This is a genomic window from Synechococcus sp. PCC 7336, from assembly GCF_000332275.1.
Lineage (GTDB): Bacteria > Cyanobacteriota > Cyanobacteriia > Thermostichales > PCC-7336 > PCC-7336.
The window spans coordinates 1953672-1969842 of the sequence record NZ_CM001776.1 but is presented as its reverse complement, the minus strand read 5'-3'; the positions used below and the strand labels follow the sequence as shown (position 1 = coordinate 1969842).

The 16171-nt window shown below is 53.1% G+C and carries 15 protein-coding genes and 1 pseudogene; 5 read left to right on the top strand and 11 right to left on the bottom strand.

The features are described 5' to 3' along the window. Nucleotides 1-109: 109 nt before the first annotated feature. Complete coding sequence (locus tag SYN7336_RS09560) at nt 110-745, bottom strand: Crp/Fnr family transcriptional regulator (RefSeq protein WP_017325715.1); 636 nt, start codon at nt 743-745, stop codon at nt 110-112. Nucleotides 746-1319: 574 nt separating this feature from the next. Between SYN7336_RS09560 and SYN7336_RS09555 the strand changes: the two genes are divergently transcribed. Continuing rightward, nucleotides 1320-2111, top strand: a complete 792-nt coding sequence (locus tag SYN7336_RS09555; RefSeq protein WP_017325714.1) for an ABC transporter ATP-binding protein — start codon at nt 1320-1322, stop codon at nt 2109-2111. On the opposite strand, the gene SYN7336_RS09550 is transcribed toward SYN7336_RS09555, so the two are convergent. The 5 genes from SYN7336_RS09550 to SYN7336_RS09530 all read right to left on the bottom strand — a co-directional run bounded on the left by SYN7336_RS09550 (nt 2095) and on the right by SYN7336_RS09530 (nt 7844). Continuing rightward, nucleotides 2095-3069, bottom strand: coding sequence for an NAD-dependent epimerase/dehydratase family protein (locus SYN7336_RS09550; RefSeq protein ID WP_017325713.1), 975 nt, complete (start codon nt 3067-3069; stop codon nt 2095-2097). The two genes, SYN7336_RS09555 and SYN7336_RS09550, sit on opposite strands and share 17 nt — an antisense overlap. Then, nucleotides 3066-4199, bottom strand: coding sequence for a hypothetical protein (locus SYN7336_RS09545; protein ID WP_017325712.1), 1134 nt, complete (start codon nt 4197-4199; stop codon nt 3066-3068). Before SYN7336_RS09545 ends, SYN7336_RS09550 begins: the two co-directional genes overlap by 4 nt. A 54-nt stretch (nt 4200-4253) precedes the next feature. Beyond that, nucleotides 4254-5540, bottom strand: a complete 1287-nt coding sequence (locus SYN7336_RS09540) for an aminotransferase class I/II-fold pyridoxal phosphate-dependent enzyme (protein WP_017325711.1) — start codon at nt 5538-5540, stop codon at nt 4254-4256. Between the two features lie 484 nt (nt 5541-6024). Then, nucleotides 6025-7428, bottom strand: coding sequence for an amidohydrolase family protein (locus SYN7336_RS09535; protein ID WP_017325710.1), 1404 nt, complete (start codon nt 7426-7428; stop codon nt 6025-6027). A gap of 101 nt (nt 7429-7529) precedes the next feature. Continuing rightward, nucleotides 7530-7844, bottom strand: coding sequence for an Mpo1-like protein (locus tag SYN7336_RS09530; protein ID WP_038026811.1), 315 nt, complete (start codon nt 7842-7844; stop codon nt 7530-7532). Between the two features lie 476 nt (nt 7845-8320). Here SYN7336_RS09530 and thrC point away from each other — a divergent pair, with 476 nt between their 5' ends. Both thrC and SYN7336_RS09520 read left to right on the top strand, forming a co-directional pair. After that, a complete protein-coding gene (gene thrC / locus SYN7336_RS09525) occupies nt 8321-9538 on the top strand; it encodes a threonine synthase (RefSeq protein ID WP_017325708.1) in 1218 nt (405 codons plus the stop codon). A gap of 67 nt (nt 9539-9605) precedes the next feature. Next, nucleotides 9606-11279 carry a GH3 auxin-responsive promoter family protein gene (locus SYN7336_RS09520; protein WP_017325707.1) on the top strand — a complete coding sequence of 558 codons (1674 nt, stop codon included), beginning with the start codon at nt 9606-9608 and terminating at the stop codon, nt 11277-11279. A 7-nt stretch (nt 11280-11286) separates the two neighbouring features. Here the strand turns inward: SYN7336_RS09520 and SYN7336_RS09515 are convergent, their stop codons facing one another. From SYN7336_RS09515 to SYN7336_RS25200, 3 genes and pseudogenes are all read right to left on the bottom strand, one after another. Further along, nucleotides 11287-11685 (bottom strand): LapA family protein, encoded by a 399-nt coding sequence (locus SYN7336_RS09515; RefSeq protein ID WP_017325706.1) that lies wholly within the window; start codon nt 11683-11685, stop codon nt 11287-11289. A gap of 121 nt (nt 11686-11806) precedes the next feature. Continuing rightward, nucleotides 11807-12418, bottom strand: a pseudogene (locus SYN7336_RS25205) (flavin prenyltransferase UbiX); the annotation flags it as partial. 68 nt (nt 12419-12486) lie between these two features. Continuing rightward, nucleotides 12487-13110, bottom strand: coding sequence for a GerMN domain-containing protein (locus tag SYN7336_RS25200; protein ID WP_017325704.1), 624 nt, complete (start codon nt 13108-13110; stop codon nt 12487-12489). 251 nt (nt 13111-13361) lie between these two features. Between SYN7336_RS25200 and SYN7336_RS09500 the strand changes: the two genes are divergently transcribed. Next, the gene (locus tag SYN7336_RS09500; RefSeq protein WP_017325703.1) at nt 13362-13718 is read left to right on the top strand and encodes an STAS domain-containing protein; all 357 of its coding nucleotides are present in this window, start codon (nt 13362-13364) and stop codon (nt 13716-13718) included. A gap of 67 nt (nt 13719-13785) precedes the next feature. Continuing rightward, complete coding sequence (locus tag SYN7336_RS09495) at nt 13786-14181, top strand: Mini-ribonuclease 3 (protein ID WP_017325702.1); 396 nt, start codon at nt 13786-13788, stop codon at nt 14179-14181. Nucleotides 14182-14202: 21 nt separating this feature from the next. Here SYN7336_RS09495 and SYN7336_RS28790 read toward each other — a convergent pair whose 3' ends face one another. Both SYN7336_RS28790 and SYN7336_RS09480 read right to left on the bottom strand, forming a co-directional pair. Continuing rightward, the gene (locus SYN7336_RS28790) at nt 14203-14832 is read right to left on the bottom strand and encodes a hypothetical protein (RefSeq protein WP_017325701.1); all 630 of its coding nucleotides are present in this window, start codon (nt 14830-14832) and stop codon (nt 14203-14205) included. 538 nt (nt 14833-15370) lie between these two features. Next, nucleotides 15371-16147 (bottom strand): ABC transporter ATP-binding protein, encoded by a 777-nt coding sequence (locus tag SYN7336_RS09480; protein WP_017325699.1) that lies wholly within the window; start codon nt 16145-16147, stop codon nt 15371-15373. Nucleotides 16148-16171 lie beyond the last annotated feature (24 nt).

Here is a 16171-nt window from a genome sequence, read left to right as displayed (position 1 = left end):
ATTCCCGATCTTAAAGGCTGTGTTTTAGGGCTGAGGAAACGTTTTGTTGCGACGAGCTTCTCGTTGGCAGCCAATGGGCGATCCTGCCCGATCTCGTACTTGCTGCCCCCTAGCTCCTCCAACTTTGATGTTCTAGCCGAGCGCGATCGACAACGATGTGACGCTGTGGGTCGAACACCAACCAGTTTTCTTTGCGGAAAGCACTCAGCAGGCGAGTCACGGTGACGCGGGTGGTCCCGATCGCATTGGCCAGTTGCTGGTGGGTGAGGCGCACGGCAATGCGAGTGCGGCCCTCCTGTTCCTGACCGAAGTCGTCAGCCAATAGAGTCAGCAAATGACGCAAGCGTTGGGAGACGGGGCGCTTGCCCGAGAGGGCCAGCCATGCCTCTGCTTGGCGCAGGCGGGCCATCATTTGGCGGCACAGGCCCGCTGCTAATTCATTCGAAGCTTCAATTTCTGCCAGGGGGAGGTAGAGGATGTCAACAGGGCTCAGGGCATGGGCCTGATACGGATCGACCACTGTCAGAGGGAGGCCAATGGGAGCAGACGGACCGGCTAAGCCCAACAGAGTTTCGTCGCCGTTATCGTGAATCGCGCTCAATTGCACGACGCCCCGACAAACGATCGCTACCACTTCCTCTGGCAATGGAATCGGCATTCCCGTTGCAAAGGGAGTCAGCGTACGCTCGCGGTACAACTGCTCGAGAAGTTCGCGAAACTGAGGCAAAGGTTGAAGCTGGTGCATAAGCCTGAGTCTGGAACGTATTCAAGTACACATTAACGCCTGGGGAACAAGGGACTGTAAAGCAAATGTTATGGATAGATTAAGGTTGATTTAGCTTCTGGTGCTCCCGTTCTGCTGCCAGTTGTTCGGGGGCTCGGCAGCAGGCAAGGACTCGCATCCAGCGTTGATGTAGTAAGGTTAAGGAAAATTAAGCTATCTCTAATCCTGCTAATTGCTGCCCCACTTATTATTTTGAAATAAAGTAAAGGGATTAAAGAGGGAAAATTATACTGTATTGCATGCAACCTCATGACCTATGGCAGCCTCCTTATCATGGCGGCAACCCGACGGTTTTGGGACCTCGATCGCCCGCTCGAACTGCCGTATACCGCGAATGCCTTCACTCATTCGCGAAGCGCCAAAGCTAGGCAGCAGCGATTAAGCTAATAATTCATACTCCGCAATTATTCCTAGACATTTGACGTTCACTGCTTTGAGATCCAGCTCCAATCCAATCTAATTCCTGTGGGCTGCTGACCGTCCTCGTTTTCACTTCTCCTAGCCGGTTCATCCCCCATTCCGTGCAAGCGAACTAATGACTAATCTTCAACTACAATCACTTCAACTCGAACGTTCCATCGAGCTGCCCTCCCAACAGCTATCGGCCATTTCCGCCCGTGGAATTGAGATGGTGTTTCGGTCTGGAAACGACTACTGTCGGGTCCTCAAAGGCATCGATTTAGAGGTTCAGCAGGGAGACATTCAGTTTTTGATGGGGCCTTCGGGATCGGGCAAAACGACGTTGCTCTCGATTTTGGCAGGCATTCTGACGCCGACGGCTGGCAGCGTTCGCATCCTCGGTCGAGATATCACCCAAATGTCTCGCCGCCAACTGGCTGAGTTTCGTCGCTCGCAGATTGGATTTGTGTTTCAGGGCTTCAATTTGTTTCCTACCCTCTCGGTGCTCGAGAATGTGGAAGTGGCCCTCAATCTGAATGGGCTTAAAGGGGAAGCCTCCCGCAAGCAGGCCCTGACGTTACTGGCGCAGGTGGATTTGATAGATAAAGCACAGCTGATGCCCTGTCATTTATCGGGGGGACAAAAGCAGAGGGTCGCGATCGCTCGCGCTCTTGCAGGTAACCCCTGCATTCTGATGGCAGACGAACCGACGGCATCCCTCGACTCCCACAACGGCCATGCGGCGATCGCCCTCTTGCACAACCTCGCAAAAGAACGGGGATGCACCGTGCTGGTGGTGACCCACGATCCCCGCATTACGGAATTTGCCGATCGGATTGTGCATCTCGAAGATGGCGAAATTGGTCGGATGGAATACAGGGCTGTCGATTTAGAAGCGCTAGAGCGTCAGGCTAGTTGGTCGACCTAAGCTGATCGAGAATGTCCTGCAGGGTGGCCTCAATCGAACGGGGCTGCCAGCCCAATTCCCGCTTGGCTTTAGCTCCACTGACCCTGACACAGCGATCGTAGAGATAGTGAATCCGCTCCCGTCCGAGGGGCGGATTCCACTTGAATAGGCGTCCGATTGGGTCGAGGATATTGCCGATCGCCCGCACCAACGGTTGGGGAATTTCGGCAGGAACGGGAATTCCTGTTTCGCGACTGAGAATGGCAAACATGTCCCGTAAGGACAGCTCGCTGGCGGAGAGGATGTAATGCTCGCCGGGGGTGCCCCGTTCGACTGCAAGAATCATCGCTTCCACCAGATCCTCCACATGCACCACACCCGTCATGCGATCGCCCCCCGGCCAACCCTTCAACCAGCCGGAGAGGAAGAGTTTGATGGCAGGGCCGAAGTGGGGATCGTCGGGGCCAAAGATGCCGGACGGCATGACGCTTACAACCTTTAGCCCCTCTGCAGCAGCGCGATCGACCAGCTCTTGAGCGCGATATTTGGTGCGATCGTAAGCGGAAGAGAAATCTGTCTGTTGCCGTTGGAAGGCTTCATCCACCACGGTCCCCCGAGTATCGCCGTAGATGCCGATGGTGCTGCAGTAGAGCAGTCTGGGCGGAGTGGGCTGGCTCTGTGCTGTTTCCAGTACTGCGCGGGTGCCCTCCAGATTCACTCTGGCCATTTCCGTTTCGTCCACCAGCCCCAAATCCACATAGGCGGCGAGGTGAAAGACAGTATCGACATCCTGCATTGCGGTTGCGATCGCCTCGCGATCGGCGATATCGCCGTAGACTCGCTCTAGCCCAGAGCCGTTCAGGCGATCGCAGTTGCTCGTTCGCCGCACCAGACCCACCACACTGGCTCCGTGCCGTTCCAGCGCCTTCACCAGGTGCGAGCCCGTAAATCCGTTTGCCCCAGTCACCAGTGCTTTCATACCGCTCGTTCGTAAATTCGATAGGTTTTATAAATGGTGGCCCCCGTTGCTTCAATCACTTTGCGGGAGGACCAGTTGTCTTCGTACACCCACGACAGTTCTGCCGTGCGATAGGGCTTGCGTTTGCCCGTTCCCCCCGTCATCCCCAGATGAATGAGAGCTAGCGGCACCATCTTGCGGCGATAGTCTGGCAACGAACAGATGGCAATGATGCGAGCGCGATCGATTTGACGTCGGTACCAGAGAAATTTGAGGATTCCCAGCCAGTTCAAGCGGCCATTGACCTGCTTTAACGGGATGTTGTAATCGGGCAGTCCCATAAAAAAGCCCACCATTTGGCTCTTGTCCTCGGCAATCCAGAAAATATCGCGATCGACGAGACTTTGGAGATCCTGAGCTTCTTCTAAAAACTCTGCTTCGGTGCGAGCCGACGAGCTCCAATTGTTGACAAAGGCGGTGGTGAAGAGTTGGTATAAGCTGCGGCAATCGCGAATAAAGGCATCCCCTTTGAGGTGAATGGGTCGGAAGGTGACTCCGGCCTTGCAGGCAATGCGATAGCCTTTGGCAAATTTATCGTCGAGGGGGCGATCGAGCGGCAGGTGGTAGGCATAGGCATCTTTCGCCTCGGTCCAGCCCAACTGAGCCATCAGGCTGGGGTAGTAGGCCGGATTGTAGGGCATCATCACGTGGGGTGGCGAGTCGAACCCTTCCACCAAAAAGAGGCAATTGTTGTGGGTGGAAAAGTCAATCGGTCCCCGCAGCAGCCTCGCCCCGCGATCGCGCAACCAGCCCGCCGCTGCCTCCAACAGCGCCCGCGCCACCTCTAACTGGTCAATGCACTCAAAGAAGCCGAATAGACCAATTGTCTTGCCTTCCCGTTCGTTCAGGCGTTCGTTTACCGACGCTACCACTCGACCCACGGGCTTTCCCTCCAGCAGCGCTAAAAACGGCTGCATTTGCCCGTACCGCAAAAAGGGATTGCTATCTTCAAACTGCTTGGCGATGCTGCTGCGCAAAGCAGGTACCCAGTGGCGATCGCCTCGATATACCCTGGCAGGCAGATCGAGAAAGGCGTCTAGATCCTCTGGCGTGCGAACGGGCTCAATCGGAACGGCGATCGGGGGAGACATGACAAGTCAGAGGGAGGAGGTGGCCAATCGGGGGAGAGAGCCTGCGATTTGCGCTCAGGCAGAGACAACCACGGTCGGTTTGTACAACAGCTTCCGCGTCGCGGTCATGGCACCCACCAGCCGGTCCATTTCTTCGCGGGTGTGGAGGGCGTTAGCGGTAATGCGCAGGCGGGGTTTGGCGATAAACCAAATGGGAGATACCCACAGTTGGTATTGCTCCATCAAATGCTGAGAGAAGGTCTTGGGATCGAGCTCGGGGGGCAAGAGCACCGGGATCACGTTGGTTTCGCCGATCGCTTCGAAGTCTGCTTCCACGAGACGCGATCGCAAATAGCGAGTATTGGCCTGCAGTGTCGTTACCAAATGGGGATTTTGGCGCACTTGACGGATGCTTTCGAGGGCGGCAGCGGTGGTGGGGGGCGGTAGGGAAATGGTGCCGATGGAGGTGGGGGAGACGTCTAATAGGTCGATCAGATTGCTGGAATGGCTGCTAATGGCGGCCCCGGCAGAAGCGGCGAATTTCGAGAATGTCGTCATGATGACGGGCACAATGCCGCGATCGAGAACAGCTTGGGGATGGATGCCGAAGTGATCGTAGATGCCGCCCCCCTGGGGACCAATTGCCCCACTGGCGTGAGCCTCGTCCATCACCACCATGCTGCCCGGGTAGGGTTCCAACACATCCAGCATATCGGGTAGGGGAACGATATCTCCGTCCATCGAAAAGACGGCATCGGAAATCACCACAATGCGATCGCCCGGTTTGGCATAGCGGCGCAGTTTGCGGGCCAAATCATTCATATCGCAATGGCGATAGGCTTTAACTCTGACTTCGGGACTGTAGCCAAACATCTTGCCGGAGCGATTGCCCGCATTGACTACGGCGGAGACGATGCAGCCGTGATTGAGCACGTCTGTCAGAATCAGGGTTTCGCGGGTGTGCCGGAAGCCGGGAATCGGGATGGCTAAATGGCAGAAGCCATCCATCAAAGCTTGAAGGGCCATCCAAGCATTGAGGAAGAGCTGGGTGTGGGGCAGGTGCTTGAAGGCGGAAATTTCTGCTTCTAGCTGTCGGTGGAGATCGATGCGACCGCTCAACACCGAACAGGAACTGTTAGAAGTGCCGTATTGCAGGACGGCATCGATCGCGGCTTGGCGCACAGCTTCTGATTGCACCAGACCCAACACATCGTTGGTGCAAAAGGTCAGCACCCGATGCCGCTTGCCAGTGGAAGCTTCTTCTAGATCTACCCAGTTGCCTTGTTTGTTGTGACAAACAAACTTATCGGGATAGAGGCCGCTACCGTGCAGCCCTTGCATGTACTCTTCTACAACTTCCACTGGTTACTCCTCTTCCCTACTGATGATGTCCCGGCTGGAATGGTGCGGAATGAATAAATCTGGACTGACCGCAAGCGATCGGTCCAAATTCAAAGACTGTGGGATATCTGCGAGCGCACTGGGATTTGTGCATGTGTATCAGTTTATTACAAGCCAAGTCTGAGGCCTCGATTCCGAATTTATCCTGAAAAGTTTCTCAGATCTCGCTGGGCTTGCGAAACGGCTGCCGTTGCAGATAGGTGGCGAGGGCAATTGCTTCGATCGAGATTTCTCGTATTGTGCAATCGAAACCCGCTGTAACGCAACAAGGGCAACTCATAGGAGCATCCGGTACAGTCAGGTAGAGCAGGGGAGAGAACGCGCTCGCTTCGGGGCGGGCTCGACTAGCCCGAGCTCGAGCTATGGAAAAGCGCCCCCGCTCGAGCTGCCTCAGAACGGGGTCGAATCTCCCAAAGAACCGGAGATCGATACACCGGCTGCAGTCCTATGCCCCCGCTCCAACTGCAGCGACAGGTTCGAGTTCCTGCGGCATAGATTGGCGTAGGCGATCGCCATAAAAGGCCAGGGCATTACCCCCCAACAGTAGGCCCAAATGCTCGCGATCGTAATCGGCTGCGGTTGCAGCACTCTTGACGCAATCTTGCAGCACTCCATCCCAGTGACCGTAATCGCCCGAGAAGCAGGCCAGACGCTTGCCCACCTCTCCCATCGCAACTGGCAGGTATGCCGGAGCGGGATCGTCAGACTCAAACGACGTAAAGATTTGACCGCGATCGAAATACTCCAAGGGGTCGCGATGGCGCAGATCGTAGTGCTCGTAGAGGGTGGAATCGTCCATCTGGGTGGCGTCCCGCTCGGCATTCCATAACAGCTCGAATAAGTTCTTCGCTTTGCTAATGATGCTGGTGCTGTCGCGCCCGCCCCGCTCTTGAATCAATAGCTTGGTGAAGTCCACCAGCGGGGGTTTATAGGGGTTCTTGGGATCGAAATCGCGGATGCGCTTTTCCCAATGCTCGTGGAAGGCGTGGGCTAGATCGGGGAGCCAACCGCAACCCCCTTCAAAAAATCCCACCCGCAGCGTCGGGAATTGCTCGAAGGCTCCGTCAAACACCATGCGAGCCAGAGCCATTTGCTGCTGGTTGCGCTGCACGAAAATATGACCCAGAACAAAGGTTTCCATGTGGTCGGCAATGCCTCCCACCATCGAGGAGCCAGGAGCACCGTGAATGCCCAGACCGATATCCAGATCGACGGCGGCTTGGAGAATGGGCCGGAAATCGGGATGGCTAATGGATTTGCAGGTGCGAATTTCTGGGAAAGCCTGGGGAGCCTTGGGATGGGGAATAGGCAAGTTGGGCGCGACTCCGACGCTGACCATGCCGAGTTCGTTGACGCAGCGATACATTTCTTTGACGGCTTCGTCGGTGTCTTGGAGCGGAATTACCCCAACGGGTTTGAGGCGATTGTCGTATCCTCGACAGTCATCGGCCATGTAGGTGTTGTAGGCACGACAGAGGGCGATCGCCAAATCCTTATCGAGAATGCTGGAGAAGATCAGATTGAGCGTGCCGAAAATAGCGTGGATATCGATCCCTTCTCGATCCATATGCTCGATGCGGATGCGATTGAACATTGCCCCCAGGGTGGTGTCCGGGTGCAAGCCGCGAAACACCCCTTTGCCCAGTCCCTGAGGCTTGGGAAACAGGTGTACGAGGTCGTTTTCACCCGTTGCGGGGTTAAAGTCGACAATCCGCGCCCTTTGATCGCCTAATTTATCGATAACTAAGCCGATGCGATCGTGGTACTCCGGCTCCAAATAATCCAGCATGACGAGCGGATTTTCCAACTTATGGGCATCCGCATCAATCACTGGCAAACCTTGGTACATGGGAATTGTCCTATCTAAAAAGTCTGGTGATGGTTTCTAGGCTGTGTCGGCGAATACATTTCAATGCGAACGTGTCGGTTTGCACTGCAGTAGTGTGTAAGCTAGCCGATCTCGCGGTTGGGGCGATTGAAGAGTTGGCGCAGGCCAAACCAGTTATCGAAAGACCAGGATAGCGAAGCCAAGATGGTCATACCGGGATACTTTCGAAACGCAGGTTCGTTTTTCTCGAAGAAGGCATGTCCGCTCAAGGCAAACACCTGAGTCAGAACGAGGCAGAGGAGCGTTAAGCGCCAGTCATAAAACAGTAGGGGAACTGCCGCGATCGCGAGCAGGTTGGTCAAGTGGTGCAATGCTTGATTGACTGGATGTTGGTGGCAGGCAACAAAATGGGCTTTCGCCTCGTGGAAGTAACTCACGCCGATCTCCGAGAAATCCATTACGAGCCAGAATACACCAAGTATCGTCTAGTCAAGACCTCTTTCCCTCAATGATGGGGAGCACAGTCTATTGAATTGAATAGATAAACGCTATACGGGTTGTATGATTTCAATCATTGCATGTCGGTTTTACATTTTGCTCACACGCTTAGCTCTATCTAGTTTGAGTTGGAGAAAGCTAGTTTGAGTGGTGGAAAGGTCGAGATTTATGGAAAAAACCTTAAAATATCGCAGGAGATCCCGCCCTGGGAATGTAGAATCCCCTTCTGGACGCGCTACCCCAGCCCGGCCGAAGCTATCTCCGGGACGAATCCCATTCCCGACTAAACTGTGCGCGCATTGAGACTTGTACTTGCAAGCACCCGATCGCGTCACAATAATTGAGATGCCACGCTAGAGTAGCCCTTATTCGTTATGGGATATCATTGGCATCGAAACACGAAACAGGCTGCACTATGCAATTACTTAGGAGTAATGAGATCGCGCAGGCCAAAATCATTGAATTAAAATGCACTCAATGTGACTATAGTGCTCCTTATAAAAAACTCATTTCCTCTTGCCCGATCTGTGGCAGCTCGATTCTCAAACCCCAGTACGATCTACAAGCCCTAAAGCAGTCTGACTGGAAGAATCAATTATTATACCGAGATTGCACGCTCTGGCGATATCACGAGCTGTTACCTCTCTCCAATCTTCAAAATGTTGTCAGTTTTGGTGAAGGATTCACCCCTTTAATTCATGCCGAGAAACTGGGGCAGAAAATCAAGCTCGATCGCCTTTATCTGAAGGATGAAAGACAGGGACCAACCTCGTCTTTCAAAGATCGACAAGCGTCGGTAGCAGTTTCCATGATGCGCGAGCAGGGAATCACTGAAGCGGTTCTCTCGTCAACGGGTAATGTTGGGATTGCTTACTCAGCTTTTGCCGCTCGCGCTGGAATTAAATTGTGGGTTTTTGTCCCTAACTTAACGCCAGAAGAAAAAATACGGGAGATGAAAATCTGCGGTTCCACTGTTGTCAGAATTAATGGAACCTATGACGAAGCCAAGCTTGCAGCCGCAGAGTTTGCCAATCGCGAAGGTCTCTTTCTCGATGGCGGTGTCAAATATATTGCGGGCACCGAAAGTATGAAAACAATGGCGTTTGAGCTTGCCGAACAGCTCAACTGGCAGTCACCCGACTGGTTTGTTCAGGCAGTCAGTGGTGGGGCGGGGCCGATTGGAGTTGCTCAGGGGTTCGAAGAGCTGGTCGCCCTCGGATTAGTAGAGAAAATTCCTGCCCTCGGGTTGATTCAATCGTCTGGTTGTGCGCCGATGGTAACGGCGTTTAGGAAGCAGCAACCGATCGCCATTCCTCTCACAGAACCGACAACCTCGATTGCCACATTATCGACGGGCGATCCCGGTCGAGCGTATGAAGTTCTCTACAGAACGATCGAGCAGCATGGAGGAATTTTAGAAGAGGCTTCAGATGAAGAAGCTTATGCTGCCACGCGCTTGCTTGCCCAAACCGAAGGCATTTCAGTAGAACCTGGCACTGCTGTTGCATTTGCAGGACTGATAAGGCTAGTTCAAAAAGGGATTATTCAGTCTCACGAAACTGTTGCGATCAACTGTTCGGGTCATACTTATCCAGTGGAGACAAAGATCTTAAATGGGAAATCTCCAGCCTAATCTCAACTTCTCCAGATATCCCCGAGAAGCTGGCTGGTGCTATTGACGTTCATTGATACAAGTAACAATGCCCAACATTTTGCTGAGACCTTTAGCGGCGATCGCCGAACGTGAAGCAGATAAGTTTATCGCTAAAACGCATAAGACTTTAGCCACTCAAGAGAACTATCTATTCAAACTTTTAAAGCTCCATAAAGATACTGAACTAGGGCGAGAATACGGTCTTGGCAGCATTAAAACGATCGATCGCTTTCGGCAACAAGTTCCCGTTCGGTCCTATCACTTCTACGAACCCTATCTCGAACGGATTGCCCGTGGCGATCGCAATATTTTGAACCCCGATCCCGTCGTCTATTTCAATACAACGAGCGGCTCGACGGGAAAGCAAAAAATGATTCCAGTCACCGAGCGATATCAAAAGTCTTTAAGCAAGGCAAACCTGGCGAGTATCGGTTTTCTCAGCAAAGCCCTGCGATCGCGGCAGCGACGGTTTGGCAAGTTTGTAGCGACTAATTCCACCTACATATCGGGACAAACGAGTGGCGGTATTGACTACGGGACGGCAGGGACGGGGGTACTGCGGATGGGCAAGTTTCTCTTCAGCCAGATCTTTGCTAACCCCTACGAGGCCCTCAAAGCAGATGATTGCTTGGCGCGTCACTATCTCTGCCTGCTCTTTGCCTTACGCGATCCATCGATGCGAGGTATTGGAGCTAATTTCCCGATGCTGTTGCTGCGCACCTGCAACTATTTGGAGCGCTACGCTGAGGACTTGATGCGAGATTTGGAAGCTGGAACGATCGCCGACTGGTTAGCGCTAGAATCGGACTTACGAGCCCAATTGGAGCGGCAATGTCGTCCCGCAGCCAAGCGTGCGGCAGAACTGCAGCAGATCGCGAGCTCGGCAGGTCGGCTCACCCCCAAGCTGGCTTGGCCGGATTTGGCCTTCTTTGCGACGGCACGAGGAGGAACCTCAGATTTCTACTTCGAGCGCTTTCCCGACTACTTCGGCGATACCCCCGGATTTGGAGCAGTCTTTGCAGCAGCAGAAGGCACCTACAGTATCTATCCCGAGTTGAACCAAGATGGCAGCATCTTGGCGATCGAGGCGGGCTTTTTTGAATTTATTCCTCAAACTGAGTGGGAGTCAGAGCATCCCGAGACAGTTCTTCCCACTGAGGTCAAAATTGGTGACTACTACCGCATCCTCGTCACCAACTACAGTGGCTTTTATCGATACGATAACGGCGATGCGATCGAAGTGGTGGGCTTTTACGGAACAGCTCCCCTACTGGTATTTCGCCACCGCCGAGGGGGATTGCTCTCTTCGACCACAGAAAAAACAACTGAATTTCACGCCACGCAAACTATGCAAGCTCTGCAGCAGGAATTCAGTTTGCTACTGGAGGACTTCTGCATCACCTTGTCCGAAGATGAATTTCCAGCTCACTATTTAGTCAATATTGAACTTGCTCCTGGTGCGGAACTCAGCGATCCTCAAGCATTTCTCGATCGCTTCGATCGCAAGCTTAAAGAAATTAATCTGTATTACGGCTCAAAACGAAAGGATCAAGTGCCTCCTCCCCGACTGCGAATCCTCTCACCTGGAAGTTTTGCGATTGTGCGTCAGAGACAAGTGGAACGGGGAATTCCAGATTCTCAGTTGAAGTTTCCTCATATTAGCGAGGATCGCAATTTCCTAGCTGGATTGACTGTGGAAGCAGAAATTCGACTGCCATAACAACGATTCACACTTCTTCGCGGTCTTGCCAAACTGAGTCGTCATCAGGCAAAACATCGGGTTGAATGGGGGCCGGCTCGTCATACGAGTCGCTGGCATAGTTGTCTTCGGAGGTTGCCAGCATTTCGCCGGACCTGCGATCTGATTTGGGCTGCGTATCAATTTTGAGGTGACGAGTCCAGCGACGACGCAGGAAGGCATCTCGAAAGGCCCAGTTCAGCACGAATAGCAACCCCACGCCAATCCCCACCAAATAAGCGATCGCTAGGGCTCGAGATAGCGACATCGAGCGGGCCGCTCCGCCAAACAGCACCACATTGACAGTGCTGGCTTGATTTTGCCAATAGAAAAGCCCGATCGCCGCCAGCAAGAGGAGTAAGACAATGCCGCTAATTTTTTTAATCACGCTCCACCTCAATCCTTGCGGTTTCGTCGCTAAACGTTTCGTCTCTCCCCACGTCATCTTTTCCATCCCTAGAAAAGGCGGGCACGGGGAAGTCTTGGGGGGCAGTTGCGGGCGATCGCGGCCCACTCCAGCGCTCGATTAACTCGCCAGAAAGTTCCACCCCCAACTGATCGAGTGCTCGTGCCACAACAAAATCTACTAAATCCAAAATCCTGCGGGGTTGGTGATACCAGGCGGGAATCGCGGGCACGATCCGCACGCCAGCCTCAGCTAAAGTGGTGAGATTGCGGAGGTGAATGATACTGAAGGGTGTTTCGCGGGGTACCACCACCAAGCGCCGACCTTCCTTGAGATGAACGTCTGCCGTGCGTTCTAACAGATCGGAACTGAGCCCCGCCGCCAACTTGGCCACCGTACTCATACTGGCAGGAATGACGATCGCCCCCTGCGTGCGAAACGAGCCACTGGCGATACTGGCCCCCACGTTACTCCAGAGGTGGCAGGTGAGGCGCCCGCTGTGACTGCCCGCCTGTCTGCGCCAAAAGGCTTCCTGCCGGACGGGGTCTGAAGGCATCCGCACTTGATTCTCTGCCTGCCAAACTTGATAAGCGGCTCGCGAGGCCACTAACTCCACGCAAAAGTTGCTGTCGAGCAGGGCCTTAACAGTGCGAACGGCGTAGATGAGACCGGAGGCACCGGAAACACCCAAGACAACAGGATGGGGACTAGGCAAATAATCTTCCACAATGCGATCGCTACTAGCCTAGCGCGACCGGTGCTGCCACGAGCCCATAAGGTACTCTATCGATCGAGCGGTAACTCCTCCAAGGCTTGCGAAATATCGTCTGTCGGAACGACGTAGTTTTTAAAGCTGGGGGGAAATGACTCGCGGGTGAGGGGTTGTTCGAGCAACAGCCCTTCTCCACTGAGCACCTCCACGGGTTCGCCATCCACCAAGATCCACAAGCTGGCTTCGGGATCGAGGCTGGTGGCGGTGTAGAGCACTTGCGTGACCCGTCCGATCGTGGAAGTCGCGCCGCCTCCCGAGGCAAAGTCACTGGAGAAATCCACAAAAATCTCTGAATTCTCCGTGCGGGTATCGAGCAGGCGAGTTTCTTTGGGGATGGCGGAGAGTAGCTCGGGATCGGCAGATCCCTCAATTAATTGTTGCAGGCCGCTGGCGATCGCCTCGTCGGGGGTGCTGGCGGGAATTGCTCGCTCTTGAATCACGTAATAGATATCGTCCTCGGCATCGGTCAGCCAGTACAAAGCTACGGTTTGGGTGGGGGGAGAGCCTGAAGCCCACCAAAGACTCCCAACGGCCCCCAGGCCAATGGCAAACCCCAATAGAGTAAACAGAGGCGCGCGATTGGGTCTGCGGTTGGGAGGAGCAGGGAGAGTAGTGCGATCTTCAGAGTGATTCATTTGGAATAAAGGTAACCGCTTAGATCCAGCCTATCTTGCAGCGGTTCGAACCGCTGCTCTCAGGGTGGGTCGAGGTCGTCTCGATAAATCGCTGTCGAAACAATCAGATTGCTGTAAGCTTAATACACTGTGCGGGGGGGCCGCTGCTACGGGCGGTCTGCAGTGGCTAGCGGCTACATAGCAATGGGTTGCTGTCCCGACGTTTGCTTTGGTCCCGACGTTTTAAGGAGACTGGAACCATTCCGGAACCGATGAATTTGACTGTCAGTTTGCGCGGCAGTCAGGAGGTGAGAGGGGCTTGTCGAATTGTACATTTGACAGGTCAGCTCGATTCTTTCTCCGAACCCAGTTTTCGCAAGGAAATGAATCAATTTGTGGAGCAAGGTCCGCCCCATATCATTTTGGATATGAAGGCGATCGATTTTCTGGATAGCTCTGGGTTGGGGGTGTTAGTTCAGTTTGCCAAGAAGCTGAGCGAGTCGGGTAGCTTGCAAGTGGTGAGTAATCCTCGGGTCACCCAAACGGTAAAGTTGGTTCGTTTGGAAAAATTCCTAGCTCTGCAAAAGTCCCTCGAAGACGCTTTGGCTAATGTTCCTCAGGCAGACTAGCGATCGCCTGCCAAGCGATTGTGCGAGAGTTGCTAATATCCCGACAGATCGGGGTAGATAGATTGGTATGACTGGGGACGCTCCGTCCATCGATATCAAACGGCTGTCGCCAGCCGCATTGGCTTATTTAGGGGATGCGGTTTACGAGTTACACGTGCGGCGATCGCTATTAATCCCGCCCCAGCGCCTGCAGGCGTACCATCGTGCCGTGGTCGCTTGCGTGCAGGCAGAAGCTCAAGCCAAAACGCTGGCCTCGATCGCCCCGACGCTATCGGATGCCGAGCAGGCGATCGTACAGCGAGGTCGCAACAATTGCGGTAGCATTCCCCGCCGCGTCAGCCCCGAGATTTATCGTGCCGCGAGTGGGTTTGAGGCGTTATTGGGATATTTGTATTTGCAAGATGGCGATCGTCTGCAGGAGATCTTGCAAGTTTGTGACACTTCTTTCCTAAGAGATGATTAAAAAATGTAGAGTAGCAAAAAGCTAGTCTCTGGAACCAGCATTACCGCCAACTTCTCGTTGACCAATGGCAATTCCCTCTTTCTTACGTTTGGTGGGTGGACTAGAAATGGTTGCGACAACAATTTGAGAGATCGCATCACCTGCGCCTAAGCACAAATCAAAAGGGCCAAGGTTTGCAATTTCTAAAGTAATTTGCCCCCACCATCTAGCATGTATCGTTGGTGCAGTCGTGTGAACTAACAATCCAGACCGGGCGGATGAACTCTTACCATTAATAAAACAAATTAATCGAGGATCGGTTTCAGGTGTTCCCACAGATTCCCGCGTCTGCCATAAGAGAAACCCTTTTGGTTTAAGGATCACTCGATCTCCATTCCGATAGACTAGATCGTTATCATTAGGATGTGTTGGAACACTCTTATAAAATAACCTTGAAAAAGCTCTATACTTATATTTTCCAACTCGCAACCACGCATCGCTGCCCGACTCCTCCTGTTTTTGCTTAAACGCATCTACGTTCCATACCTTTGCTTCACTGACATCATCTAGATGAAGGTCAATAGAGGTTGTATCGTATTCTTCTGGTTTGGGATCGACTATCAACTGACCTGTTTCAACAGCAAACTTCAAGTCACGATCGGACAGGTACACGATCTTTCACCTCAGGAGGTGTAATGGCAGTAGGTCGTTCTGATATAGTCGATCGATCGACGGCAATAATTTCACCGTCAGGGACTTCGATAATTGTTTGTGTGTCATCAATAACATCAACAATTCGGGCTGCAACCTTTCCTTCAACTTCATCATTTGGTTCATCTTTGCCTACCAGATGACCATCGCGATTCCAACAAAATTGTCGCGGAGCTAGGCTTGTGTAAGATTCACCATTGGCTAGTTTTACTTTAAAATATGCGCTCTCCAGAAAATGCTGCAGGAGCTATGAAGCAGCTGAGAGCCACTAACCGTTCACGAAAAGGGACTACCATTTATACCTACCTCTGATTGGAATCATCGTAGCCTGCCAAATGTTTCCTATCGTACAAGCATACTGGACATATTGTGGCTGAACTTGAGAGGATAATATCACTATTATATTGCCATATCTAGCGTATGAGAATTTTTGTAACTCCACATGTAATGGTGTAGAGATGGTTTTAGCCAAGCATTGTATTTGACGATCGCCCAAACTCTAAAGTTGCAACGCTTTTTTCTGCTCCTCCCGCAGGAGTTCGAGGATATCTTCTTCCTGCTGCTGAAAGCTGGGCATACGCTTGAGGCCAAATTCCCGTTCTTCCGGCAACAACACTTTTACTTCTTTTTTAACGCGACCGGGGGAAGAGGTGAGCACGTAGACTCGTTGAGCGACAAAAACAGCCTCTTCCACATCGTGGGTAATCATCAAAATACTGGTGCCCGTCCGCTGCCACACTTCCCGCAAAAAGCCCTGCATGATTTCCTTCGTCTGGGCATCCAATGCCCCAAAGGGTTCGTCCATTAACAGGATCTTCGGTTGATTGGCTAGCGCGCGGGCGATCGCCACCCGTTGCTTCATTCCTCCCGACAGTTCCTTCGGCAACGCCTTGGCAAACTTTGTCAGTCCTACCACCTCCAAGAAATAGGCAATCCGCCCCTCCCGCTCCAGCAAAGGCATTCCCTGCAACTTGAGTCCGAACCCCACATTCGCCGCCACCGTCATCCAGGGATATAGCGTATAGCTTTGGAACACCATGCCGCGATCGGCCCCCGGCCCCAAGACTGGCATCCCATCCACAGCAATCTCGCCACTCGTCGGAGCTTCCAAACCCGCAATCAGTCGCAGTAAGGTGGTTTTCCCCGAGCCCGACGCCCCCACAATGCAGACTAATTCTCCCGTTTCTACCTGCAAATTGATGTTGTCGAGGGCGACAAACTGTCCCCTTCTGCGGGTGGGAAATGATTTGCAGAGCTGTCTGACTTTTAGGTGCATGGCAGAACGAGGAGATAAGAACTG